General features: G+C 36.5%; 20 protein-coding genes. All 20 read right to left on the bottom strand.

The annotated features are described in order from the left end of the window. Positions 1–46: 46 nt before the first annotated feature. The 20 genes from RWN13_RS08975 to RWN13_RS09070 all read right to left on the bottom strand — a co-directional run bounded on the left by RWN13_RS08975 (position 47) and on the right by RWN13_RS09070 (position 26,911). Positions 47–1,318 carry a class II D-tagatose-bisphosphate aldolase non-catalytic subunit gene (locus RWN13_RS08975; RefSeq protein ID WP_314062393.1) on the bottom strand — a complete coding sequence of 424 codons (1,272 nt, stop codon included), beginning with the start codon at positions 1,316–1,318 and terminating at the stop codon, positions 47–49. 53 nt (positions 1,319–1,371) lie between these two features. Beyond that, positions 1,372–2,424 carry a PTS fructose transporter subunit IIC gene (locus tag RWN13_RS08980; RefSeq protein WP_314062396.1) on the bottom strand — a complete coding sequence of 351 codons (1,053 nt, stop codon included), beginning with the start codon at positions 2,422–2,424 and terminating at the stop codon, positions 1,372–1,374. A 37-nt stretch (positions 2,425–2,461) separates the two neighbouring features. Further along, complete coding sequence (locus RWN13_RS08985; RefSeq protein WP_314062398.1) at positions 2,462–2,776, bottom strand: PTS fructose transporter subunit IIB; 315 nt, start codon at positions 2,774–2,776, stop codon at positions 2,462–2,464. A 24-nt stretch (positions 2,777–2,800) separates the two neighbouring features. Beyond that, positions 2,801–3,271 (bottom strand): fructose PTS transporter subunit IIA, encoded by a 471-nt coding sequence (locus RWN13_RS08990; protein WP_314062400.1) that lies wholly within the window; start codon positions 3,269–3,271, stop codon positions 2,801–2,803. Further along, positions 3,268–5,184, bottom strand: a complete 1,917-nt coding sequence (locus tag RWN13_RS08995; protein WP_314062402.1) for a BglG family transcription antiterminator — start codon at positions 5,182–5,184, stop codon at positions 3,268–3,270. Before RWN13_RS08995 ends, RWN13_RS08990 begins: the two co-directional genes overlap by 4 nt. Before the next feature lie 343 nt (positions 5,185–5,527). Next, entirely contained in the window at positions 5,528–6,679 is a 1,152-nt protein-coding gene (gene fucO, locus RWN13_RS09000) for a lactaldehyde reductase (protein ID WP_314062405.1), read from the bottom strand. Next, the gene (locus tag RWN13_RS09005; protein WP_314062409.1) at positions 6,669–7,259 is read right to left on the bottom strand and encodes an LPXTG cell wall anchor domain-containing protein; all 591 of its coding nucleotides are present in this window, start codon (positions 7,257–7,259) and stop codon (positions 6,669–6,671) included. Before RWN13_RS09005 ends, fucO begins: the two co-directional genes overlap by 11 nt. Next, positions 7,216–9,318 carry a BglG family transcription antiterminator gene (locus RWN13_RS09010; protein ID WP_314062412.1) on the bottom strand — a complete coding sequence of 701 codons (2,103 nt, stop codon included), beginning with the start codon at positions 9,316–9,318 and terminating at the stop codon, positions 7,216–7,218. The genes RWN13_RS09005 and RWN13_RS09010 overlap by 44 nt, the downstream gene beginning before the upstream one ends. Before the next feature lie 30 nt (positions 9,319–9,348). Beyond that, positions 9,349–10,395 (bottom strand): 2-hydroxyacid dehydrogenase, encoded by a 1,047-nt coding sequence (locus RWN13_RS09015; RefSeq protein ID WP_314062415.1) that lies wholly within the window; start codon positions 10,393–10,395, stop codon positions 9,349–9,351. After that, on the bottom strand, positions 10,395–11,816 hold the full coding sequence (locus RWN13_RS09020; protein WP_314062417.1) for a PTS transporter subunit IIC: 1,422 nt from the start codon (positions 11,814–11,816) through the stop codon (positions 10,395–10,397). Before RWN13_RS09020 ends, RWN13_RS09015 begins: the two co-directional genes overlap by 1 nt. Positions 11,817–12,051: 235 nt before the next feature. After that, positions 12,052–12,348 carry a PTS fructose transporter subunit IIB gene (locus RWN13_RS09025; RefSeq protein ID WP_314062419.1) on the bottom strand — a complete coding sequence of 99 codons (297 nt, stop codon included), beginning with the start codon at positions 12,346–12,348 and terminating at the stop codon, positions 12,052–12,054. A 17-nt stretch (positions 12,349–12,365) separates the two neighbouring features. Further along, positions 12,366–13,202 (bottom strand): rhamnulose-1-phosphate aldolase, encoded by an 837-nt coding sequence (gene rhaD / locus RWN13_RS09030; protein WP_314062422.1) that lies wholly within the window; start codon positions 13,200–13,202, stop codon positions 12,366–12,368. Between the two features lie 5 nt (positions 13,203–13,207). Continuing rightward, positions 13,208–13,690 (bottom strand): PTS sugar transporter subunit IIA, encoded by a 483-nt coding sequence (locus tag RWN13_RS09035; protein WP_314062425.1) that lies wholly within the window; start codon positions 13,688–13,690, stop codon positions 13,208–13,210. A 1,457-nt stretch (positions 13,691–15,147) separates the two neighbouring features. Then, on the bottom strand, positions 15,148–15,840 hold the full coding sequence (locus RWN13_RS09040) for a 4'-phosphopantetheinyl transferase superfamily protein (protein WP_314062427.1): 693 nt from the start codon (positions 15,838–15,840) through the stop codon (positions 15,148–15,150). A gap of 415 nt (positions 15,841–16,255) precedes the next feature. Further along, positions 16,256–18,535, bottom strand: a complete 2,280-nt coding sequence (locus RWN13_RS09045; RefSeq protein ID WP_314062430.1) for an FtsX-like permease family protein — start codon at positions 18,533–18,535, stop codon at positions 16,256–16,258. Next, positions 18,535–19,236, bottom strand: coding sequence for an ABC transporter ATP-binding protein (locus tag RWN13_RS09050; protein WP_314062433.1), 702 nt, complete (start codon positions 19,234–19,236; stop codon positions 18,535–18,537). Before RWN13_RS09050 ends, RWN13_RS09045 begins: the two co-directional genes overlap by 1 nt. 18 nt (positions 19,237–19,254) lie before the next feature. Continuing rightward, on the bottom strand, positions 19,255–22,587 hold the full coding sequence (locus tag RWN13_RS09055) for a beta-ketoacyl synthase N-terminal-like domain-containing protein (RefSeq protein ID WP_314062436.1): 3,333 nt from the start codon (positions 22,585–22,587) through the stop codon (positions 19,255–19,257). A gap of 13 nt (positions 22,588–22,600) precedes the next feature. Then, on the bottom strand, positions 22,601–25,639 hold the full coding sequence (locus RWN13_RS09060; RefSeq protein ID WP_314062438.1) for an AMP-binding protein: 3,039 nt from the start codon (positions 25,637–25,639) through the stop codon (positions 22,601–22,603). Further along, entirely contained in the window at positions 25,636–26,331 is a 696-nt protein-coding gene (locus tag RWN13_RS09065; RefSeq protein WP_314062441.1) for an alpha/beta fold hydrolase, read from the bottom strand. Before RWN13_RS09065 ends, RWN13_RS09060 begins: the two co-directional genes overlap by 4 nt. After that, positions 26,324–26,911 (bottom strand): TetR/AcrR family transcriptional regulator, encoded by a 588-nt coding sequence (locus RWN13_RS09070; RefSeq protein ID WP_314062444.1) that lies wholly within the window; start codon positions 26,909–26,911, stop codon positions 26,324–26,326. The genes RWN13_RS09065 and RWN13_RS09070 overlap by 8 nt, the downstream gene beginning before the upstream one ends. Between the last annotated feature and the right edge of the window lie 27 nt (positions 26,912–26,938).

A 26,938-nucleotide genomic window follows, 5' to 3' on the forward strand; every position in this document is an offset into this window, starting at 1 on the left:
ACCCATTGATTAGCTATCCTTAACTGTTATTTTTCTCATACAGCCTTTATTTAAGCAATCCTTTAATCCGTGTCGTAGCGCCTTTCAAGTTGTAGCACTCTGCATAATCGCGAATGGGGCGCTTGATATGATCGATAACATAACGTTGCCCGTCCACATTGTGTTGAGCCAAGTTTTTATACATCGTTGCGATTTCTTTTTTAACGGCCTCATCATTAAAAGTATAATGTCCGGCAATATCCAGTATTTCTTTTGAAAGCACTTCATCTGCTATAATTTGCTCCACTGTTAAGTCTGTTTGATCGCCAACCATCCACTTTCTCCAACGTTCACTTTTAATCGCGTGAGCCAATAACACATCACGAGTCTTAGACGGCGTCTTCACCAAACCGTACTCAACTAATTTGGCTTCTACTGCCGCTAAATTTAAGTAGGCCCGCGTTTCTTCTGTTCCATATTGTGGCGCCACATTAGTAGCCGTAATTTCTGACGGAATGTGTTCTAATAATGTCACGTCATCCAGGTAATCTCCATTATGCTCTTTAAGACCAACACCATAGCGTTTTGCCATCTGAGCTAATTCATAAGCATTCTTAAAATTAAAGGTTCCGACTTGTTCCGTTTTGCGGGTTAATGTTCCCGTTTGCCCCACAATAAAGGTCGGCATCGGTAAGCCTCTTTTTTCTAATTCTGTTTGCAACTGTAAAATAAAGGTTTCGTAAGTTTCTGTTGAGGTTAAGCCACCATTGGTTTCCTCTGTTCCCACTTCATAACCAATCTCAGGTAGATTTCGGGCTTTCCGTTCATTTTCACAAAATTCGATTAGATCAATGGTCCGTTCCAACACAACATCTAAAGGAATGACTTTCCCCACTTCAAAAGGGTCCTTTGTGGGATCAATCATCAATAAATCAAAGCCCGCCTCAATGTCTGCCACATAAGATTGTTGCCCTAACTTCATCGCCTCCTCTGTTGGGATGTGATCATTTCGTTCCTGATCACGTTGCCAAGGTCCCCCATGATCACGGCATAAATAATATAAATTATCATAGTCAATCGCTTCAGCTACATCGGCTACCGCTTGAGCAAAGGTAAACTGATTCCAGCCATTGACGTAGCCACCCCCTAATTCATCAGCATCCACTTGATTGCGACTCGCGATAAACATAACCGGATAATCGCCTTCTTTTGATAATTCCAATGTCGCTTGAACACAGTTCTTCGACATTGGGCCGATGCCTAATAACGTCGCACTTTTTCCTGTCTTTTGTAAGGTTAAAAGTCCTTCAACTACTGTTTTAATTGGTAATTTCTTCATCTCATCGCCATCTCCATCATTTTAATTTTCAATCATTTCATTACATGCCGAGTTTATTCTGATTTAAGATCGTCTAAATTCGGTTTCGTAAAGTGTAGAATTGCCACTGATACTAGTGTTCCTATTAGCATGGAAATCACGTACCATAATTTCCCATTCACAACAGGTAAAATAATCAAGCCACCGTGAGGGACTAGCGCTTCTACGCCATTCGCCATTCCCAAGGCCCCACCAATGGCACTGCCGATAATAATTGCCGGTAATACCCGTTTCATGTCTTTAACCGCAAAGGGAATCGCGCCTTCCGTTATTCCGATCAAGCCCATAAACAGGGCTGAAATCCCTAAATCGCGATCTTCTGAGGTGTACTTTTTACGATCGATTAAGGTCGAAATCGCCATCGCCAAGGGCGGAATAGCCACCGCAATCCGGTGTGCGCCATTAGGAGCGTAGATCCCTTCCGACATCAGGGCCAATGTAAAAGCCGTAGCCGTTTTATTAATTGGTCCCCCCATATCAACTGCTGTCATCGCACCAATAATCAAGCCAAGTACAATCGCACTGCCACCTTGCATCCGTCCTAGCACTTCTACTAACCAGTCCATCGCGGCTCCAATTGGCACAGCTATAACGTAGATATAAAGCATGCCTAAAACAAAGGTCGTCACGACTGGCACAATTAAAATCGGCATAATCGTGCGAATTGTTGCCGGCACTTTCCAAGTTTTACACCATCTGACAAAGTAACCGACCGCTACCCCCATGATCATAGCCCCTAAAAACCCAGTCTTAATCTGTCCTGCCCCAATTGGATTATTGGCAACAAAACCTAATATCATAGCTGGTGCTAAAGCCGGTTTTCCCGCTAGAGAATGGGCAATATAGCCGGACAATAATGGAATCATCATGGCAAAACCAGCAGCCCCTAGATCGTTTAGATTTTGCATAAAAGGACTCGTAATTTCCATCCCACTATCCGTTGCCTTACCAGTTGCCAAAGCAATTGCCAAGAAAATTCCGCCAACCACTACCGCTGGCAACATAAACGACACACCGGTGTTAAATGCTTTTTGCAAATCCTTTAACACTTTATTTTCTTTTTTCATGTCAAGTCATCTCCTTATTATCTGCTAATGAGTCGTTCTACAGTTTTTCAGCTCGATCGAGAACCTCTGTAGGATGTTTGATAACTTCCCCGGGATCAATCGAGATAACTTTCCCCGCTGCCATTTTCTCATCAAACCGCTCTTCTCCTTCAATCCCAATCGCAACGGCTAAAATTACCACATCAGCGGTATCCACCTCTTCTTGGGCCAATTCATTTTCAATTCCCATACTCCCTTGTGTCTCCACTTGTACCTCATATCCCCGTTTTCGACACTCTTTTTCAATCGCTTCCTGAGCCATGTAAGTATGAGCCACCCCAGTTGGGCATGCTGTAATTGCGACTACTTTCATTCTAATTCCTCCTTGCTCATCGACTTAAATATCAATGGCGCTTAATTGTTCAAAAATTTTATGCTGGTTTGTTTCTGTTAATAACCTATGTCTAAAATCATCGTCTAATAACTTTTTGCTTAATTGAGAGATAAATTTCAAATGTAATTTCCCCTCACTTTCCTCTGGTACACCGATCAAGAAAACTAAACGAACGCGGTCTTCATTTTGTTCCGACCACAGAAAATCTTCTGCCGTTCGCACCAATGCAATAAAAGGGTGTAAGACAGCCGCTGTCTTGCCATGTGGCATGGCAATTTGATAGCCGATAGCAGTTGGTATTTCCCGTTCGCGCTGCTGAACGGCTTCCTTCAATGCGAACTGATTGTCAATATACCCTTCCGCCAAGGCTTCCTCAACTATAAATTGGATCACCTCATCTTGCGTGGCTAATTGGCTATCTAAAAAGACTAATCCTTCTGTAATAACGGCTTTATTTTTTCCTTTTTGACTCACTTGTGCTCACTCCCAATCATCTTTAGCAATAAGGCTTTCGAAGAAACGCCTCTGATCTCTTTTAATTTTGTGGGATGATCAATAATCGTGTAAATATCTGATAATATCCCTCGCGTTTTTTTGATATCTCTCTCTGAGATACAAATCATAAAAATTACATCCACGTAATACTGACTCCACTTAAATTTTTTCTTGTTTTTAATGACAACAATCACTGTTTGTTCCACGTAAAGGGAACTTCCATGGGGCACTGCAGTACCAGATGGGAGATCCGTTCCTCCAAGCTCTTCTCGGTCACTAACACTAATGAGAAACTCTGGTTTAACAAATCCGCCTTCTACTAACTTAACTCCCACTTTTTCAACGAGCTCCTCTTTCGAATTATAATCACTATCCACCTCCATAAAAGCTGGTTGAATCACCGCCTCTAAATCCCCTTTAATTTCAGAGGTTTGCTCCCTGTGCTTGCGATAGCCCGCATTGATGATTTTGAGGATATCTTCATCACTTAAAAAAGGGGACACATGAATAACTTCGCGATTTGGCAAATTTATCTTGATGGTCGAAACTATTAAATCAAAGGAATCTAAATTAATATGCCCTAACTCTGGCACTGATGCCACCTCTAATGTATCTAAAGAAGGGACTTTGTTCTTAATTCGATTAATTAAAAATTCGGAGGTTGCGATGCCCATTTGACAGACAACTAAAATCTTACGATTTATTCTTGCCCGCTCAATCGCTGCTTGAAAATACATGGTCAAAAAAGCAATCTCATCCTCTGTAAAGACGATATCTAATTCTTTTTCATACTCACTCAAAACTAGCCAGATAACATTAAACGTCAGCGAAAACTCATTTTTGATGTGACTCGTAAAAGGATTTTCAGTTGTATTATGAAGTTTGAGCCGGTAAATCATGGGTGGAATATGATTTTTTAATTGCTCTTCCAATTTTTCATCTTGAGTAAAATCAATGTTTAGTGATTCAGAAACACTTAATAAAATACTTGTGACAATAGTTTGATCAATCTCTGCTTTTGGCAAATTCTTAAAGCGATTAGAGATTAAATGTTGCGCTAAATATTTGACCTCTTGTTCTGTATAAGTAAAGGTTAAGCGCAGAGCCGCTTTATTTAACATCTGGCTGGCACTTACTTCAAAAAAAAGGGTATCGTAATCCCCATCAACTTGCTTATCACCGAGTTGAATATGATGGCCGTTTATAATTCGATAAACAAGAATGATTAAAATATTTAAGACATTTTGAATATAATAATCCGAAATCGCATTAACATGTTCTTTGACATAACTGTAAAGAACATTTGTACAAACACTGACAACTTGTTCACCATAATCCCCTTCAAACAACTTGATTTTCTCAGATATGACCTCGTCTAAGTACCCATCAGAGTGACTTAACAAATAACGATTAAACTGTAGAAACGCTTTTTGTAGTTCTTCCTCACTGCCACTCAATTTTGTTCCTTGGGAGCTACTAGTTAACTTCACATCATTGCTAACCGTTAGAATTTGCATCACATAATCTAAATCATTTTTAATTGATGTTTTACTGACCATAAATAACTCTGATAACCCGTTAAAACTGATCCTCTCATGACTAAATAACAATAATTTCATCATTTGAATGCGCCGATTAAGAATTGAAAAAACATCAATTTCTGGTTCTCCACTACTCTGACCGCCTTCTTTAGGCAGCCTTAAGACAATCCCCACTCCTCTCTTTTTTTCAATGTAAGCGTCGGAACTGTTTAAGTAGTCTTCAACAGTTATCAATTCTGAATGAAGGGTTCGTTCTGATACTCCTAACTTTCTAGAAAAGAATTTAACCGTTCGAAACTCCTCTTGTTCGATTAATAGTTCTAACAACTCTTTTTGTCTCTTGGATAACATAATGATAAACACTTCCTTACTTTACTTCCTGTATTTGTTAGCGTTATCAAGTTGATAAGCTCATTATAGTCAGGAATTTATATTCTGACTATGACATTTCTTTGCAACAACTGATAACGCTTTATTGAAAGTTGTTGCAATTATGACTCAAAAAAAAAGGGGCGAATGACGACAATAGATATCAACAAGTGTAACACCAACTTTAATTTTGCAGCACAATTTGAGGCTAATAAAATAAAACGATAATGAATAAGAGATAATCTCTTCATTCATTATCGTTTTAGGATCTAACTACTGCTCCTATCGCTTCGTTAGTTCATTTATTTCCTCGTCACTTTCTCCCCTACAACAAGCTTTGGTACAACGCAATAATCTCTGCCACGCTTGCCGCTCTTGGGTTCCCTGGCGTACACACATCCTTAAATGCATCCTCAGCGATTGCTGGAATATCCTCTGCTTTCACACCTAACTCAGAAATAGTCGCTGGAATCCCAACCTCTTTACTTAATTGCTTAATTGCCGCTACTGCCACCTCTCGAATGTCTGCTAATGGCAAGGTATCAGCTCCTTGAAGGCCTAATGCCTTTGCAATGTCTCGATATTTCTCTCCCGTATAGTCTTGGTTAAATGCCATAACTGACGGTAATAATGCTGCACAAGCCACACCGTGAGGAATGTTGTACCAAGCACTCAAAGGATGAGCCATTCCGTGAACTAAGCCCAATCCCACATTAGAAAAACCCATGCCCGCAATGTATTGACCTAAGGCCATTGCTTCGCGCCCAGTTTGATCCCCTGCAACAGAAGCTTTTAGTGAGCGACCTATCATTTCAATGGCTTTAAGATGCAACATATCCGTTAATTCCCATGCCCCCTTTGTCACATAGCCTTCGATAGCATGAGTCATCGCATCCATTCCCGTGGCTGCTGCCAAAGTTTTAGGCATTCCCATCATCATGTCGCTATCTACAAAAGCCACAATTGGGATGTCGTGTGGATCAACACAGACAAATTTACGCTGCTTCTCTTCATCCGTCATCACATAGTTAATTGTGACTTCCGCCGCTGTGCCTGAAGTCGTTGGAACAGCTAGAATTGGCACACTTGGGTTCTTCGTATCTGCCTCACCTTCCAAGCTAATAACATCAGAGAATTCTGGATTGGTAATGATGATGCCAATCCCTTTAGCAGTGTCAATCGGTGACCCGCCTCCAATGGCAATGATGCAATCAGCCTCAGCTTTTTTGAAGGCCGTCACCCCTTTTTTGACTATCCCGACCGTCGGATTTGGCACAATCCCGTCGTATACCTCGTAGGCAATTTTAGCTGAATCTAATAAAGCTAAAACTCTTGTTGCAACGCCAAACTCAATAAGATCTTTATCCGTGATAACTAGCGCTTTTTGAAAACCTCTTGCTTGAACTTCTGGGATAATCTTTTCAATCGCGCCTTTGCCAAAATAGGCTGTTTCATTCAAAATCATTCTATTGACCATGTTTATTCACCTCAAAATAGTTTTTTCGAATCTCTTTACCTAGCTCTTTTGCGTCTTTTTCTTTTTTAAAGGGAATCGTTTTAGTTGATTCTTTGTAAGTAAGCACAAGAGAAAAATAAGTGTTCGTTGAATGAACCGAAACATTTTTCAAATTTTTTGTTGGAAATAACTGAAACAGTCCTTCTCTAAAATCAACTAATAAAAAATCCTTCGTACCAACCACTTGGTTTTTATTTGAAACAAATAGTTTTTCTGTTCTAATTTGTGCCACCAATTTTTTGTCCAATTGCTGAATTTCGTCAATACTTGCCAAGTTAAAGGTTTGATAAAGTTCATCAATTAATGGCTGATTTTTACTGCGTTTCTTTAACAGAAACAGAGCAATTCCACCAATAAGCAAACAACCAATTATCGTAAAAATCGGCGTGATAATTTGAAACGACGTATTTTTTTGCAAAAAGAGTTCGTTAAAAACGTACAACAGACAAATAACTGTCATCCCTTTTAAAAAAACCGTTAGCTGATTCAAGGTGTGACTAAAAGATATTTTCCGCATGAGAATTCCTTGGTTTAAAAACATACTCTTGATTCACCTCCATTAAGACTTGCTCCAAATAGTTTCTTAACTCTTTTTCATAATTAGTAGCTAAAATGTTTTTTAAGTGAAGTGAATTATGGACTAAGCTGTAAAAAGTAGACACAGCATCCATGTGCCCCTTTTGATTAACAGGTGCAATCATCACAATCAAACGAACAGTCAACTCCCGACTAAACGCAACCGGATGGGTCAGTTTTAATAAGGACATACTTAATTTGTTGACACCGTCTTCTGGTCCCCCATGAGGAATAGCGGTCTCAGGTGCAACCACAAAGTAAGGATAGTCTGGATTGTACTCTTTCAATATTTTTTCCACATATCTCGGTTCAATCGAGCGATCCTTCAGCAACGGCTTACTGACCAATCGAATCGCTTCTTGAAAAGATAAGGGATGATCACAAATTTGAATGTGTTTTAATGGCAATAGTTTTAGCAATGAATGCCTGTTTCCTTCCTCTACCTCTAACGTCTCTTCTTGATATTCCAGAGAAGAAAAGTAATGATTTAAGGCTTTTTCCAAATGATCCTTGTCACCAATATGGCCATATTGAGAAATTAAGGCCATTAACTTAGTTGTGTTAACCATCGCCGGTAGGTTACTGCCTTCCCCTCCACCTAGTTCCGTTTCAACTTTCTGCTTAAGTTCTCTTTTTTCCTGCTCATTCAAGAAATGTTTGATAATGAATGTTTGTCTAGTCGTATCTAAATAAACCGTTGAGAAAATAAAATCAGCGGATGGATTGACCTCATAAAATTCTCTTAAAGACATAAAACGAGTGAACTGAATCTGAGGAAACAACTCCTTTAAATTTTCTAACAGTAGTCTAGAAACCGAAATCCCGTGCATGCAAACAACTACTGCTGTTTTTTTTGCTTTGATTTCCCGTAAATCCTCTCTTAAAAACCCAAGAAAAATGATGGTTAAATAAACCAATTCCTGTTGAGGAAACCTAATGTTCAGCCTTTCTTCAATTGGCTGAATCGCTGATTCAACTAATTTATGAAAATAATCGTATTCACTTATGACTTCTTGTGATAACGGGTTAGAATCTGGCACACCAAATTTAATTCGATAAAACGCCGGAATCACGTGCTGATATAAACTGTTACTCAGTTCTTCTCGTTCTTCTATTTGAGTAATACTTAAGCGTTCAAAATTCCCAATGGCTTGCACAATAGCGTCCATTAGTAGTGGATCTGTTTGACTAATGCTATTTTGAATGGTATTTGTACTTAAAATTTGAATCGCAATAAATTGACAGTCATGTTCTTCCTCTTTGCCTGGTAGAATATCCCTAAATATGTCGTGAATTTGTTGGTAAATCAATGGGTCCACATAGGTTTCTAGCCACTCCATTTTAATCGTAAATCCCTGTGAACTTCTTAAAATCCCCATATAAATAACATACGAAAGTTGAATCAGCTTTGCCTCTGAAAAAAAGACCTGCCATTCTTTTTCCAATTGACTGATTCTATTCTCAATCTCTTGAATCAAGTCTCTATCAATGTTTAGCACCTTTTGAATGGTATGAAAAACGATACTATCTTCAACAATTTCTTTTAACAACATCATGCCTAATTTACGAATAGCCAATTCATCCCCACTTAACGAATAATTGGTCTTCCGTGAATACGCTAGTTGAATAGCTTGGTTTGTTAACCTTTCTTTGATTTTCTTCATATCAGAAAAAATCGTATTTTTACTGACAAACAACCTTTCAGACAGTGAGCTTAAGCTTTCATTCCTACTAAAAATAAGGATCAGCATGATATAATCGACTCGTTCATGATCAGAAAAATGGATCAGCGACGAACAAGTCTCAATGAACTGTTTTTTCTCCGGCATCGTTAGCTCAATATAAAGACGCTGATTTTTTTTAACAATCATTGGTAACTGCTCCTGAATTAAACAATCATTAATTTTTTTTAGGCGATAATTAAGTTGGCCTTTAGTCATTCCCAGTTCAGAAATCAGTTTTGTCATGGAAATGCCTGACTTATTCACAATCATTTCGATCATTTCAATCGTCATTGAATCCATTTTTGATCACTACTTTCTTTTGTCCAACTCTTATAGACGGATCAACATATCACTTTTACCTGTTTCAAAATAAGCATTTAAGACATTTCTCAATAAATAAGGTGAACGAGGAATGGCATCAATCGTGTCGCCAGCAATATGGGACGTGATCGTGAGATTATCCAGTTCCAAGAGCGGATCGTCTTGCTGAATCGGCTCAGACCAAATAACATCTAAAGCCGCTCCAGCAATTCTCTTTTCTCTCAAAGCTTCGACCAATGCCTCCTTATCTAAAATAGCAGCTCGAGCCGTATTGATGAGATAGGCACTAGGTTTCATCAAGGAGATTAAGGAATGATTCACCATATTCGTTGTTTCCGGTGTAACACGGGCATGAAGGGAGATAATATCCGCTTCTGAAAACACCTCTTCAATTGCTTTAAACCTTACCTTTAACCCTTCTGCGGCAATCGCTTCTTGATTGACAAAGGGATCATACACCAGCACCTCAACACCTAACCCGTTCAGTCGTTGAACAACCAATTTCCCGATATAACCTAGGCCGATCAAGCCAACCTTTAAGTTGGCAAGGGTAGTTTTATAGGGATCATTGGGAAAGCTTTTCCGCCACTCCCCCGCCATGACAGCTTGATGAGAACGAGCAATATTACGGGTTTCAGCAAACATTAAGCCTAAGGTAAAATCCGCAACAGGTTCAGCATTTCGAATGACGTGAATCAGGGGAATCCCTTTTTCTTTCACCGCCTCCCTTGCAACATGTTCAATACCACCTCGACAGGTCCCAATCAATTTCAACTGAGTCGCTGCCTCAATCATGGCTTTAGAAATTGGCGCAATATGCACTAATAAGTAATCTGCATCAACCATTGCCGCTAATATACCGGCTGGAATCTCAACGGCTTCTGGTCCCCCTTTCTCAATCAACAATATCTTTTCTTGAAATTGATCTTTCGTTAAATCAGAATACCATTGAAATTCAACAACCTCAATCGGTTCTGAAAGAGTTAATTCTAAAGCCGCTTCTTTTAAAGTTTCACTACTAACTAACCGGTCTCCAACTACCACTACTTTTGCCATTACGAAATTGCCCCCTCTATTTCTGCGTGTGAACCAGCTTCTAGTGCCGCTTGCTTCTCAAGATACCCATGAATGCCTTCTTTTTTCACTCGTACAAAGACATATAGAATCACATAAATAACAATCGCCAGCCCAATCCACAGTGGATTTTGTGTCATAAAAATTAAGAATAAGCCCCCCATAATATGATTCGTCATTACTGCAAAGCTACAAATTAATAAGGCACCAGCTGGAAGATTTACCCCAACTTCAATCGCCACTTCTGTAAAAATAGGAGCGACTGCTGTAATCATATATAAACCACCGACACACCATAGTGTGCCACTAATCAAGGATTTAAAAATATTCCCATTTGAAATACAGATAATTATTTCAATCATGTATGGAATCGCAATTAAATCAACCATTGGTAAAGTTTCATTTCCTGGTAAAATAATCGCTAAGACCAACACGATTGGCATTAACAACATCCCCGTCAGCAAGGTTGCGGTTTCACCATAACCAGCCGCATCATTAATGGCAAGGTACCAGACCCGATCTTTTCCACCAGATTTCGCTGTCCGTTTCGACGCATCCGTAATGGTTGTAAAAGCAGAAGCAAAAATGCCAGCAATTTTCGGAAAAATCGCCATGATCGCTGCCGTCGCAATCCCAACCGTCACAATTTCACCCCAGCCTTCAAAGGTATTCAAACGCATGAAGTTACCCGCTAGACCTAGCAGCATCCCTAAAATAAACCCTAATGAAACCGGCTCCCCCATAAATCCCAAGCGATCTTGAATGGTTTCCGGATTCCATTGGACTTTATTAGCCCCAAGTTTCGTTAAAAGCCAATCCATCCCAACTGCCAGCGGTACGGAACAAATATGGTGAGGAGCTGTCACGGTACAACTTGGATAACCATAATAGATAGACCAACGTTTGGCGACAATTTCAGAAAAAACTAAGCTGTATAAGTTAGATAAAACCATCAAGCCAATCGACAACCACAAATTCTTCGTTGAAATATACAGCATTGAGCCCCAAAGCATAAAGGAGTAGTTATTCCATAAATCCGATGGCATAAAAATATCAGTAAACTTCGTTATAAATAGCACCAATTGCATCACTAGCCCTAATCCTAAGAAAATCATTCCCACTTGAGTGGAATAAGCCACAACACTGGTAGCTTGCCAACCGGTATCCAAAATTCTTAAGTTGACACCTGTTTCTGCGACCATTCGATTAACAGCTGGTGTCACAATAGGCGAATAAGCACCGATGATCATATTAAAGCCTGTTAGCCCAATACCAGCATTCAACGCTGCACTAAAGGCCTTTTTAGGCTTCACTTTCATAATCAACGCAATAAAGAAGATAATCACCGGGACGACTATTGCCGCACCAAATGAATCCATTATTTTAGAAAGTACATCTAGCATTTTTCCATCTCCTTTTTTTAGGTCATTAAATAAATAATCAGGCACATCGTTTCATTTAATCATCCCCATCATCATCAAAAAGAGAGATACTTTCAGCATTTATCGGCTGAAAGTTTCACGATAAGAAGGCGATTATTTAATAGAAACTATCTAGTTAAAACATCCAGTGGCTGACTGCTCTCCCAACTTCAGTCATTCAATCGGCCAGCCACTCCCTCTTTCCACCTGCTTAGCTTTAGGCTAAACTTTGAACGGTTTTAAGCAGCTCTTCAAAAAATTCCTCTTCGCCCATGCCAGTTAGCAAACCAACAGAGTTGATTGTTGGCAGGTCATACTTCTTCTTCAAAGGACTTGTATGGACAATTACCTGCCAGCTCCCCGACTCTAATTGACTGTCAACACCATTTGGATTAACTTCAACCGTTTTTGCGCGGAAACCATTATCGGCTAAAAAATCTTTGACTTTTTCAGCCACCATTGAACTCGTGACAGTCCCTGAACCACACACGGAAATAATATTGACTTTTTTCATTTCATCCACCTATCTTTCTAATTTCTTGGCGCAAGAATGCCGGCTTTCGGTGTCACACCAAAACGATCGGCTAAATCCCATAGCTGTTGATCCGTAATTTTTTGAAGAATGCCAGCTGGTGTTGAGACCGCACGTAAATAGATATCGGCCGCTTTTTCGGCTGTCTCAACTAACCCAAAAGCATCGTCCATTGACTGACCCGCTCCCATAATTCCATGATGAGGCCAAACCACGATTCGTGTATCCACCATTTTTGCTGCCGAGGCCTCTCCCAACTCGACTGTGCCAGCTACCATCCAAGGTAAGATAGCCACCCCATCGGGAAAAACAACCAAACATTCAGTGATCATTTCCCAAAGGGTTTTTGTGAATTTTGCCTCATCTAACTCATGGACAAAAGTCATCGCTGAAATTGCAATGGAATGGGTGTGCAATATGACCCGGTGATCTGGATCTTCTTTCAACCGAACACTGTGACATTTTAAATGAGAAGCTAGTTCACTTGTTGGGACGCCACCTGTTTCTAACCCCCATAACACTTGATACTTTTCTCCATCCGCCGAGACTTTTAAGATTACTAAGTTATCTGCTGGATTCTGCCAAACATTCTTAAAGTATTTACCTGACCCAGAAACCAGAAAAATCAAGTTGGCTAGTTCGGGAATCTTAAACCCTAAATCCACTTCACTTAGGACACGGTCCGTATCGAGATAAAAGCTAACTTCTTCCTCATCTATCCGATAGCTAATGTTGCCACCATTTCTTTCAGCCCAGCCATTAGTCCATAAATTCCTTGTTGCCTCACACATTTCCTTAATAAACGGTGCATCGTAAATATTATGAATTTTAGTCATCTCTGCTACTCCTTTATCGTCGTATTAAAAAACTCACTAACAATTTGATAAAAAGCCTGTACCTCATTTACCGTCTTTATTTTGTTCATCACCTCTTCCGTTGAAAACATCTGCATCAAACGCTGTAAAACCGCCAATTGATCCGCTCCTTTTGCCATCCCTAATACAAACGTGCAATCAACATCAATCAGCGTATCAGTCGTCCCCATTTGACCGAACGCAATCGGTTTTTTCAGTTTAACCAGATAAATAAATGGTTTTTTTATAAATTGAGGATCTGTATGTGGAATTGCGACAGTAAAAAAAGGAGTTTGTAAGCCTGTTGGGTAGGCCTTTTCTCTTTCAATAATGGCGTCCAAGTAACCATCTTCAATATAATTCAACTGATTCAACTTCTGGTACACCCGTTGAAAATACTCTTTTTGGCCCCCTTGAATATCAAGAACATCAACCAATTCTTCGTTCAAATAATTTTGGGTTAATCCCATTGATTCACCTCCGTTCTGCCTTAACTAATTCTTAGTATACAGATTCTTTTTCACATTTGTTAACGGTTTCATCACAACTTTTTAAACGACCAGTAAAATAATTGTGATGAACTGGTGGAATCACTTATTGATTCTCCTCTAAGGATGTACCTTGAAACACGCCCCACTCTAATGATTATTAGTTCTTCCCTGTGACAATCCACACTTGATTAAATAATCGGATGATGTCGTTCGTACTGCCGCCTTTTCTTAAGTTAAGTCACGAATGATTGCCCCAATGCCTTGTCCAATATTTCTCCCCCAATCATTGATTGAGCCAAATAATCAAATGTGCCTAAAAGAAATCACCGCTAGATAAATTTACCACTTTACTAGTTGCCAGTTTAGTTCGTCATGCCTGTTTTAATACATTGATTACTCGCCTTCAGTTTTAAGAGTCTTATCCAACAGCTAGCACACCACGACAACTGATAGCCTAATAATTACGGTAGTGACTAAAGGTGACGTTATTTCCATAAAAAAACATCAAAAAATCTGAATGACGGTTTATTTTGTCTCAGAAAACGCAAAAAACGAGACTAGACTACCTGTCTAATCTCGTTTCAATTGATGCCATTATGAAAAAACAAACCTTTACAGCCACACCTATTCTTAAATAAACTTAAGCATTTTCTAGAATTTTGCGAAAAAAACTAGAAAAAAGCGCTTAAATTAGGTACAATAGATGAAGCTGGTGTAAAAGCTAGCTTGGCAACTGATTGACTAGTACTGTAGTCTTTTGGGCATCGCAGGGGGATTGCAGTCTCCTTGCGAGCACGCCATAAATTATTATTTAGTTGTCGTGATGGTGCTAACAGGGTCATTGTACGACAGTTTGAAAGCGGTGTCAAGAGCGTACGTTTATAAATAACAAAAAATATAAGCAGCTTCCTAGGTGATTGGTCTAGGTGATGTGTAATGGGATAATAGAGGTTGGTATACGAGTCTTCTAGCCTCCTATAGCTCAATATTTTATTTTTCACACTAATTAGTAACTTGTCTAAAGACCGATAATCATAATTAGACGTGCTAGTTAAGGTTATTATCGTTATAACACCAGATTTATCTATTTTTTAGTTGGTTAATAAACTAATGTATCACGCTGGTCCTGAAGTGGCAGCTTACTTCCAGCCCCCCCATCAAACTGGACATAGCATTTTCCTCTCTATCTATCATTTTCCGCAAATAGAGTAGGCATGAGTTTTTTGCCCACCCGTGGCTTAATGTCCCTTACTTTCCCAGGGACATTAAGCCGAAGTTAATAAATAAAATATTAAAAAACATTGACCTTGCCCACAGAAAAAATAGGCTAATATATCCAAATATACTAGCCTACTTAAACATTTTAGCAAAAGTTAAATTTATCTCATCTTCATGCTTTAGCCAATCTTTAGATAATGTCCCTGTGTAGCGAAAAGTCACATTAGTATCCATTTAAGTAATTCTATGTCCTCTTCACTGACCTCCTTTAAAAGACTAACCTTTTCTGCCTCATAACAAACAAAACAAGCATAATTACAATCAATAAATAACTGTTCGATTTTTATGTCTAATTTTTGATGAGACATTGAATATATATTGACGGTTTTCGTTTTATCCGTCTTAATATAAAACGAATCAAGTTTGCAACTCAGCCCCAATCCCAAATATTTAACATAACTTTCTTTTGAACTCCACAGATTATAGGCATGACTATTCATTTTAGCCCTTTCCATACGTCTACATTCTTTTTTTTCAATGTGGTGAAAATGGTTCAATAAAATTGATCCATGATTTCCATATTTTTCAATATCAAGCCCTACACACTTATCACTAACAGCGCAAACAACAAAACGTCCTGAATGAGAGATATTGAAGTGATAGTCTTGATTTACCAGGCTAGGTTTACCATATAGGTTTTTTCTAAAACAAATTGATTGTTTCTCAATAGACAAATCAATATACATGGCATAATAAACGATTATCTCTGCGAGTAGTGATCTCTTTTTGTCGTCATCAAATTTAAATCGTTTAATTTTTTCCCTTCTATTACTTGAAATAACATGCCAAAAACGGTCGATAAGGACAGTAGTTTCATACGAATCAATCTCTAAATAATAGATACGTAACAAGCCCTCTCCTCCTCCAATAAGATTAGACACCATCTCTTTGCTTAGACAAATTCAAATAGAAAAATAGGGGAATTGTACTCTATAATGAATTGGGTCTTTACATACTTTTTTATCACATATCCATCATTTTCCATGATTATCGTGTACGCCATTCCCAAAAAGTAAAGCTCGCAAAGGACGGTGCCTTTTTCTGTAAATGACCCTTCCGAAATAGTCGTTACATTTATTATCTTCGCTACAACTTTTGAGCAAAGCAGATAATGGTTGTCTAGATTCAGCAAATATAAATTTGAAATAAACTCACTTTCACTGCAATATCTTTTTTTGACACTTTCAATAACATTTTCTTGAAAAAACAGTGACAATTCCCCCTCGTTTTTGTTGTCCCCAAAAATATGACTCAATACTTTCTTTCCTATTCTGAACTTTTTAAAGAATCAACAAGATTTAACTTTCTCAACTTTCTATAAACCCCATAATTCACAAGAAATGTGCAACCGATAACTATAGCTAATGTGATAACTATATTACTCATCCTTAACTCAACTAGATAGCCTCTAACATTAGTGCTTACAAGCGAGACAAACACGCCTAAGAATTTTATCCCAACAATCATGCCAAACACAGCCCCTACAAATAGTGAAGGAATACTATCAAAAACGATTAATTTGAATAACTCACTATTTTTAAATCCCAACACTTTTAATGTTGAATATTCCTTGGTTCTTTCCACAAATTTTAACATTCCTAGATTATACAAAATGACAATACTTAAAAGGATCGATGCAAAGATCATTGCAATAATTACCGAGTAAATACTTTGCATAATTTCATTTGTACTTGCAAATTGCTCCTCCAAGGTTGTTATTGAGGTAATATTATCATTATCTCCCTTTAAGACGTTCTTAGCAGTCAAATATGACGTAGGTAAAAAGTCATTCCCTTTTCCCTCCCAGTATCTCTCAGAAACATAAATGCCTTGAGGAAAAGGTATCTCAATTATCTTTGAAACATCGTATTTCTTGAAACTAGAACTTATCGAATCTTTCATGGCGATAGTGTCATTCACGCTTATGCCCAATCTATCAGCTAGTTTTTTTGATATCATGACTTGTTCTGAGTTAAGATGAATTGGCTTTGATCCTCCCAACTCAATAAAATCACCTTCACTTATTACGGTAATATTCGTCGTTTCAATGATACTATCAACATCTATTTCGACGATCGATTCTTGAATCCATTGTCCTTTAAAGTTATCTAATGTTTCGATAGCATCTCTATCAGTAAATTTGCTTACGTTTACTTTTGATTGGTATGAAAATACCGTACCATACACAAAATGATTGCTATAGCGAACGGAATCCCTAAGACCTATAGCTGATAGAATCAGAACAACACTTCCTAGTACCCCAATAACACCAATGAGAAAACGTAACTTAGTTCTAAAGATATCTCGTATTACCCAATTCCATTCATATCCTAAAAACCCTACATTCACTTCCTTCTTATTCCCAGAGTTTTGTGAATTTTGATTTTTCATAATTAATGCTGGATTACTTACTACTAGCTTATAACTTGCCACTAAAGCTCCTAAAGAACAAATTAAAATAACTGCAATAACAAGAATTAAAGACCTTGCAGATATAGGAATATCCCAACTTGGCATCACATGAAACTTTTGTTGTCCTCGAATCAGTAAGTTACCCAAATAGAAAGAGCAGGCATATCCCGATACCGTTCCTAGTAGGCTTATTAACATCCCATAACTCAAGTAATGAAACAATATTTGACTTCTCGAAAAGCCCATTGCTATCAATGTTCCAATTTGAATTCGCTGCGAACTCACTAGCCTACTAATAGTTGAATAAATTGTCAATAGTGCCAATAGTAAAAATATTATTGAAAACAAAATCGACACTTTCTTTATTGATTCAATCTTACTTGTAAAATAAGTAAGATTTGGATTAGTCTCTCTATCTATATAGGAAACCATTTTATCTTCAAGAATATCATTAACTTGATTTCTGACCACTTTTGATTTAGACTCACCCTCTAATTTCAACTTTAAACGATTGTAGACAATAGGTGATTTAATTAACGACTCAAATAAATCCCTTCCTACAACCATATATCCATAGGATTTGTGATCTGTTGGTGTCACAGATCCTGGGCCAGTATACCCTATATATTCCGGATTCATGACTATCCCACTTATTCTTATTTTCTTCGCCTCATCAGCAACTTCAATTTGAATAGTATCTCCCACGTTTAAATTCAAAGCATCCGCATAAAACCTGTCCAACCAAACACCAGATTTATCACTATGATAGTCTTCACCACTGACGACTCGGAGGGAGGAGACATTATTATTTTCAGAAGATATTATCTGAAAATCAGCACTTTCACTTTTATGAATGACCTCTCCACTAACAAAAACCTGCCTATCAACATCTTCAACCCCGTTTAACCGTTTTATTTCTAATAGTTGGTCTGTGGTTACTCCTGTTGTTGTTATCCATGCATCAGCTAAATTAGTTTCTTTAAAATATTTTTCACTGTTAGTATCCATTGAATTCCATAACCCTTCAATCCCTGAATAAACAAGCAGGCAAAGAAAGGTCATCACAAATACCGAAGCAAATTGACTTTTATATGACCATAAATCTCTCCTTAATTTCTTCATTAAATAATACATTACAACACTACCTCCTCAGGAGAGAGTGGAGTTTCATTCGTTTCAATTGCAACAATGCTTCCATCTTTCATGGTAATAACCTTATCAGCAAGTTTTGTGATTTCAGAATTGTGAGTGACCATAATTATAGTTATTCCGCGTTGGTCTGAAATTTTTTTAAGTAGTTTCAAGATGTTTTTCCCAGTCTCGCTGTCTAATGCTCCCGTTGGTTCATCGCACAATAATATCTTAGGGTTTTTACAGATGGCTCTAGCAATAGAAACTCTTTGCATTTCCCCGCCTGACAAGTTTGAAGGAAAGTGTGTTTTTCTATCCTCCAAACCCACAGCTTTTAGTATTTCATCTGCGTTTAACGAATCATTTGATAGTTTTCGTGAAATATCTACATTTTCAAATGCGTTCAAGTTAGGAATCAAATTATAAAATTGGAAAACAAAGCCTATGGTCGCTCTTCTATACAGTGTTAACTCTTTATTTGAAAAATCACTAATCTTTTTCCCATCTATTGTGATTTCCCCTTCTGTTGGTGAGTCAAGCCCACCTAAAAGATTCAGAGTCGAACTTTTTCCAGAGCCCGATGAGCCTAAAATAACAACGAAGTCACCTTGATTGATTTCAAAACTTATTTTATCTACCGCCTTAACAACTGATTCTCCAACTTTAAAAAATCTTGAAACATTCTCAAATTTTATTAATGACATATCTATCTCCTTCTCTTTTTACTTAGTTATACTCTGTTGATATTGGTCTTTAGAATAACTGCTAAAGTAGTTAAAATACTGTTTCAAATATTCCCTATCAATAACACTCCATTCAAAGCCGATTTCCTGCAACACCTTAACAGTGAAATCACTATTATACTTGAAATCACTTTTATAAATTGACAAGCCTTTAGACAGATCATTTACGCGAATCTCTTTTAAATACGCATCATTTTGATTTGCTACCAATTTGTCTACTGTTTCTAAAAATTCATTATCTTCAACAATTTTTACATTAATGTTTAACTCCAATAAAATTTTAATCAAATCTTTACTTCGCAAATAATGATTATTATTAATGTGAAAAATATTATAGTCCATATTATGTTGACTCAAATTGACTATTGCGGCAGCTACTTCATTTACTGGAGAGAACTCAAAAGGATACGTTTCTAATGACGTAGGTATTTCCCCTGAATTTATCATTAGTAATAGACGTTGAGTAAATGCATCTGACGATTGATTACGCTGAAAAACCCCATCACTACTTCTATTCGTAACATTTCCAACTCTAAATATGAATGCATTCAAGCCTTCTGAAATCTCTTGGAGAATTATTTTTTCAGCCTCAAACTTAGATTTTACATACACATTATTTAGCGGCTGACCGACATAAAGATCACATTCCTTAAATTCAATCTTAGTGTTACCATCGGTCGATGAGTTCTCTAATCCATTGTTTCCAGAAATTGCCAGTGTTGAAATATGCAAATACTTTGCACTCGATTCTTTTGCGAAAGCGATGATTTTTTCAACTGCCACAACATTAATCTGATAGATACTATCATACCTACTATAATGCTCAACCGACCCAGCCGAATTAATGATGAAGTCAGTAGTTTCCTTAAGAGATAAATAAGCTTCTCGACTCATTCCAAAATTTTCTTTCAAAACATCACCTGAAATTATCGTTACTTTTTGCATAATACGTTTTATTTCATCTGAAGAAAAATAGAAATTTAGAACTTGATTCATTCTTTCTTCAGCAGTCTGATTTTCACTAAATCGAACGACACAATGAATACGTTTGCAATGATTCAGTTTTGCTAATTCTAATAATAAGTGTGAACCTAAGAAACCTGTAGCGCCAAATAATAGAACATTATCTAATTGATTTTCTTCAATAGTGCCTTGGGCTCTGTATTTATTCTTTAAAAGAACATCCTTAACCTCTTTGGTCGAAATAACTGGCTCTAATATGGTATTTTCTGTTGATTTATTTCCTTCAAGAAATACCAAGAAATCTTTCAAAACGGGGTTATCTAAAAAGTCCTGAAGAGTACAACTAATTCCACTATTTTGAATTTTATCCAAGACATCGATTGCTAATAATGAGTCTCCACCAAGCTCATAGAAGTCGTCATCCAATTCTATGTCAGATACTTCAAGCACCTCGCTCACGATTTGAAGTAACATACTTTCTAGATCATATTCCACATGACATTCTGCCTCAGTTTTATTGATACCATCAACTGACACCTCTTCAAAAAAATACTTTTTATTCATTGGGTATCTATATGTCGGGATTTGCCTCCAGTTAAAATTTCGATAGAGGAATGTAAAATTAATCTCTTTCCCCAATTTAGAAATAAAGTAGCTCAAAGTGTTATAAAATTTTTCTAACGTTTTTATATTATCGCTATTACTCACTTCATCCGTAATGTTATAAACATCACTATTGGACAATTCCGGTATGACTTCATTTAAGAATGACGTCCAGTTTAGAAGAACATCTACTTCTGAAGAACCACCTCCATAAAAAACATCCATGATATAATTAATCTCTTGTCGATTAAAATGAAAATCATAGCCATTGGTTAATTCGCTTATCGAGTCAGTATTATTGATAAACGATAACAGCTCTCTTTTATTTTTAACAATCATAAATAGGTTATTTTTGTAGTCATTGCTTTTTCTAGAAAGCGAGTATACGATATCACCAAAAGATTGTTCATTTTTTAACAATCCATTCAACTCTTCTTTAATCTTAACTAAATCATTTTCGTAATTGTACGACAGAGGAATAAAATACAGAGGTAACTCTTCGTTAAGATCTAATTGTAATTGACTGGTATATCTTTTAAGCCTAACATGTACATTAGTTCCCCCAATCCCAAATGAACTTAATGCGATGTCATTTACTTTAGTTAAAATATTCTCTTTAGGAAAAGAAAATAAACTCGCATACTTATTTAAGTTATGATTGATTTTTTTTAAATTTATATTTGCTGGAATAACATTATTTTTCATGATATACATTGCTTTTATTAATGACGTAATCCCTGCCGCTACGTCTAAATGTCCGACGTTAGCTTTCACACTCCCAATTGGAATGGGTGAGATCTGACTATTATATACTTTCGCAAGTGCTTTTATTTCGATAGGGTCACCTAGTTTGGTTCCGGTACCGTGTGATTCTATATAATCTGGCAATTTTTGACTTAGGCCTTCACCCTTAATCACTTTTTCTTGGGCCTTAGCACTTGGAGAGGTAAACGACATTTTATCCGAACCATCATTATTAATACCTATATAGTCTATAACTCCATAGATAGTATCTTTATCAGCTAATGCTTGAGAAAGTTTCTTTATAAGAATTACAGAGCATCCATTGCCTTTCACTAGTCCATTTGCCTCTTCATCAAAAGGCCTACAAGTCCCATCGCTTGAAAAATTATCCTCTGATCTAGAGATATAGCCTTCGTTATGTGGAAAAGAAAGTGAGACGCCTCCAACTAATGCAGATTCACACTCTTCATTTGCAATACTTGAGCAAGCATAGTTTAGTGCAGCTAAAGAGCTTGAGCACGCATTCTGAATGTTTGTTGCTGGTCCAATTAAATTCAACTTATACGCGACTCGTGTTGCTAAAAAGTCTTTATCATTTCCTATCAATAACCCATAATCAATACTATTTTTATCAATCTTCGCGTTAAGTAAATTATTTATTAAGTACGAATTAAAACTACTTGAAGCAAAAACACCAATATTTTTTTTTATTTGCCGATTTGAATAGCCACTATTCTCCAAAACCTCATAGCAAATCTCTAAAAAAAGTCTGTGTTGCGGATCCGTGTACTTTGCTTCTCTAGGGCTCATAGAAAAAAATTCATGATCAAAATATTCAATTTCATCTACACTAGAGTATGTATTAACTATATTAGGATTACATTCTTCTTTATTTGTAAAAAAGTTTTCCCCTGAAACAAGTTTTTCAAAAAAGATATTAGTATTGCTTGCACCACCATAACGCCCCGAAAATCCCACAATTACAATTTTATCTTCATTCATACAATCCCTCACCTTATTCTATTTTGTCTTCACTAATCATTTTCAAAATATCTCTACCGGTCCCCAATTCAAACATATCTGCAATATCAAAATTCTTTAATTCAAAAACGTCAACAAGTGTATTATATATCCTTGGAATATGGATGGAGTTAATCCCAATATTGACCAAATCATCGTCCAAATTAAAATCATTATGCTCAACAGCTTCTGATATTATCACACTAACTTTCTCTTCATCAGATTTCCCCTCAAGTGAAACACTTCTCTCTTCATTATTTAAATACGGTATAACATGATCCCGTAGCTTCAGAAAATTAATTTTTCCATTAGCGGTCAAAGGAAACGTACTTAGCTTTATCCAAAACGTCGGTATCATATAATCAGGTAACATTTTTCTTAATACATTCTTTCCCAACTTTTGAGATATCTCTTCATCATATACATAATAAATAACCAAATGAGATATTCCCATACTTGTTTGAATGCAGTCAACTACACTCTTACCTCCTTTAAAATAGTTCTCAAAAACCGTCTCTACCTCACCACATTCAACTCTGAAACCTCTAATTTTATGCTGTCTGTCTGTTCTACCTAAAAATTCTATTTGATAATCATCGAGAATTTTCACTTTATCCCCAGATAAATAAACATTTTCTCCATTGGACAGTTTTACAAACTTTTTATCATTAAGGATTTGGTTATTTTTGTACCCGCTCGTAATACTCGGTCCCCCAATAGCTAATTCTCCTGCAAATCCTTTTGGTAAGAGGGCTCTACTTCTCTCATCAACGACAAAACTTCGTATGTGAGGCAACGGTTTTCCAATAATATTCGCTCGATTTTTCTCAATATCGTCATGACTCACCTCATAAAATGTCGAAATGACTGTTGATTCTGATGGACCATATAAATTAAATATTTTTTGAGTCGTTAATGGATATTTTTTAATCCAGGAATCTAATATTGAGAACTGAAACGATTCGGAAGCAAAAAGCATATACTTTATAGATAATTTGTTTTGATAATCAAACTCTACCTCTTTTAATAATTTGAAAGCAGTTGGTGTTTGAGTTAGTACTGTAACGTTATTTTTCATTAATAAATTTCTAAATGCTCTCGGTGATTTTTTTATCCTATCATCAACCACAACTAACTTTGCACCAGAAAATAACGAAACGTACATCTCCCAAATGGAGGCATCAAAACTAAAGGAATGTGCAAATGCCCAAACTTCTTTACTTGAAAAGCCAAGTGTCTTTATGACTGAGTCAAGCATGTTGTGCAGATTACTCCTAGAAATCGGAACGCCTTTCGGCTTGCCCGTTGTACCAGATGTATAAATAATATACGCTATTTTATTCTCGGAGTGATGGCAATCCAAAGAGAAATCATCTGCACCTAACGTTTTATCCATACTCTCTAAAACGTTTGCATCAATAATTTTATACTCTTTTAGATCATGAAAAATGTCTTCTTTTCTTTGTAAAGGCACCTCTTCCGGGATAGGAATATAAACTTTTTTAGCTTGTATAATTGCCAAAGAGAGAGCCACCAAATCAATACTTTTTTTTATCGAAACAACTATGTTTTTATCACATGGCCAATTAGTTATTAGCCAATGTGAATATTTATTAACTTTTTCTTTTAGACCTCGAAAAGTTAACGTTCTCGAACCATGTAGTATAGCGATTTTATCTGGGGCCTTTCTTACATTTTTTTCAAATCTAGCAAATAGGCAATCATCCTCAAGTTGTACGACACTACCACTATTTAGACGTTCGACTTCACTATGAATGTCCTTCGAATCGTAAAAAGAGTAACTATTAATGTCTACCTCACCCTTGAGAATATTAGCTAATACATTTTTATAAATTTTTTCAAGCTCAAATGACTCAAAAAATGTGCCTAATTCGTAATTCACTTGGTACCTATTATCTAATTCAGTAACAGTAGAAGTCAGTTCAAATTGAATGTATTCATGATTAAAATCTATAATGTTTGTCGTACAATCTTTATACTTTGGCAAAATATCATTTTTGTAAAAGGTAAAACAATTATTAATTTTATCATTCTCAAGGCTTAAAATTTGTCTATTATCCGCATTTTGCTTTTTTAAAAGTAAAAATACATTTTTTTTGATAGTTGCTAAAACTTGCGGAAAATCATCGCCGATTGAAAAATCAATTTCAATTGGTAATGTATTCACAAAATAACCAAAAATTTTACGAGTCTTCTTGTTCCTGTTTGCAAGCGGTATTCCAATCGATATCGTTTCTTTATTGAGAATCTTCGATATTACAATTGCGTGAACGCTTAGAAAAAAAACGAATGGACTAACTGAGTATTGAGTTAAAATATTCTGTATTTCGTCATAATTTACAATTTCAAACTGTAAATTCCTACCAATCAATTTATCATCTTTTTTCTTTTGTGTTATCTCAGGAAGGCCTAAATTAGTATACGTTTTTTCCAGTTTAGTTACTGACGACACAAATGCATCATCAGTTAGAGAAAGATAACTGTCAGTCCTTACATCTTCGATCAATAAACTAAGATTTTGTTCGTCTAATTTGCTGTTGTACAACGTTGCAGCTTTTTCAAGAAACGAATAAAAACTATAAGCATCTGCTATTATGTGAGAAACAACACAAATAGCCGCATAATCTTCTACATTTTGTTTACTCCAGTACAGATTTATCCTAATAAGCTTATCTTGTTCCAAATCAATCGATTCTTTATGATAGTTCGAAGCGATCTCCCTAATGTTTTCCAAAAAATCCTCAGTACTTAACGCATCGATACTTCTTACTTCAACGGAATGATTTATTGCACTATCGTGTTTCATATAAGTAGCATCATCTTCACTTATAAAATTAACTTTCAAAATTTCCTCTGTATTCATTAGTTGTTCTAAAACAGCTTTCATTCGCTCTTTATTAAACATTCCCGATAAATGAAAGGAGTATACGATATTATACGAGGGATCTTTTGGGTATTTTTGGTAATGTGTAAATAATTGCTTTTGTAATTGATTTATCCTAACTTTTTTCATTCGGTAGCTCCTTTTTGTCCCATAATTTTCTGTGCGATATAATTTGGTCTTTGATTAATAAAAAAATGATGACCACTCATTTTGCATATCTCAACTTCCCCTTCCACGAAATTTTTCCATTTTTCTATTTTGTCGACATCAACTAGTGGGTCTTCCGTTCCAACTAACAAAGTTAAGTTAACCGAAATTGGGTTAATAGTTGCATTTATCCTCAAGTCAGCATATTGAGAAAGTAAGTCAAAGTCTTTTTTCATAGTGGGATATAAATATTCAACCATGATGCTTTTCTCCTTGAGTGTAGCCATTTCAGGAAAACCTCCAACCTCCTCAATAAAGTCCGCAAGGTCTTTTTTAAAAAAATTAAAATACTCTCTTTTTAGTTGATTAGGTGGATTCACTCCAGATAGGACAATTTTAACAATTTGTTTATTTAACCTCTTACTTCTCCCAACTTCATAGGCTAAGTACGCTCCTAAGCTATGACCGTACAGGATAATTTCAGAACTTTCTGAACATTCCGAATATACTTTATCGCATAAATAGTCGACTGTTTCTGCAAATGTTCTAACTGCTTCTGTTCTAAAATCCAAAGTCTTATGTGTAATCCCAGCATCAAAAAAAGAAGTAATGTTCCTATAACAGTTTTTATTCCCTCCCGAATAGGGAAAAAGAATGACTTTTGATTTACTCATTTTTTTTCTCCATAACGGACTGCTTTAGAAATGCTAAACCACCAACATGATATTCTGTTAGGGCAGCAATTTGATATTTCATATTTTTTTCTTGCCCCTCCGCTTTCAGTATATTGAGATAGCCATTCACTAAATTTTCTGCAATGATTTTTAGCACATCAGTATTTTCATCAATAGTCAAATCCGGGACAACCATATTGTTAATAATATCCAATAAATCTGAAATATAATGCTTGTCGTTCTCCTCCATTTCACGATCAAATATCAAAATAACACCTTCTTTCACGGGCAAAATATGATTGAACAAAATAAATAATAAACCTTCTTGAAGATTCTCAGAGCCAACGAAAGGGTTACTAGCGAGGAGTTTAGATATAAAGGTCAATTTTTCTTTAGCCTCAACAGTCAGAGCATCAAAAATACAATTTTTTGACTTAAAGTAATTGTAAATATTACTCTTTGAAATACCACATTCCTTAGCAATATCATTCAAGGAAGTCTGTTTGTAGCCACCTGACATAAACAGCTTACTCGATACATCTAGAATTTTATTTTTTATTTCTATCTTTTGGATTTGCATAATTAGACCCTTTCATCTTCAATAAAG

It is taken from the genome of uncultured Vagococcus sp., assembly GCF_963518325.1.
Lineage (GTDB): Bacteria > Bacillota > Bacilli > Lactobacillales > Vagococcaceae > Vagococcus_D.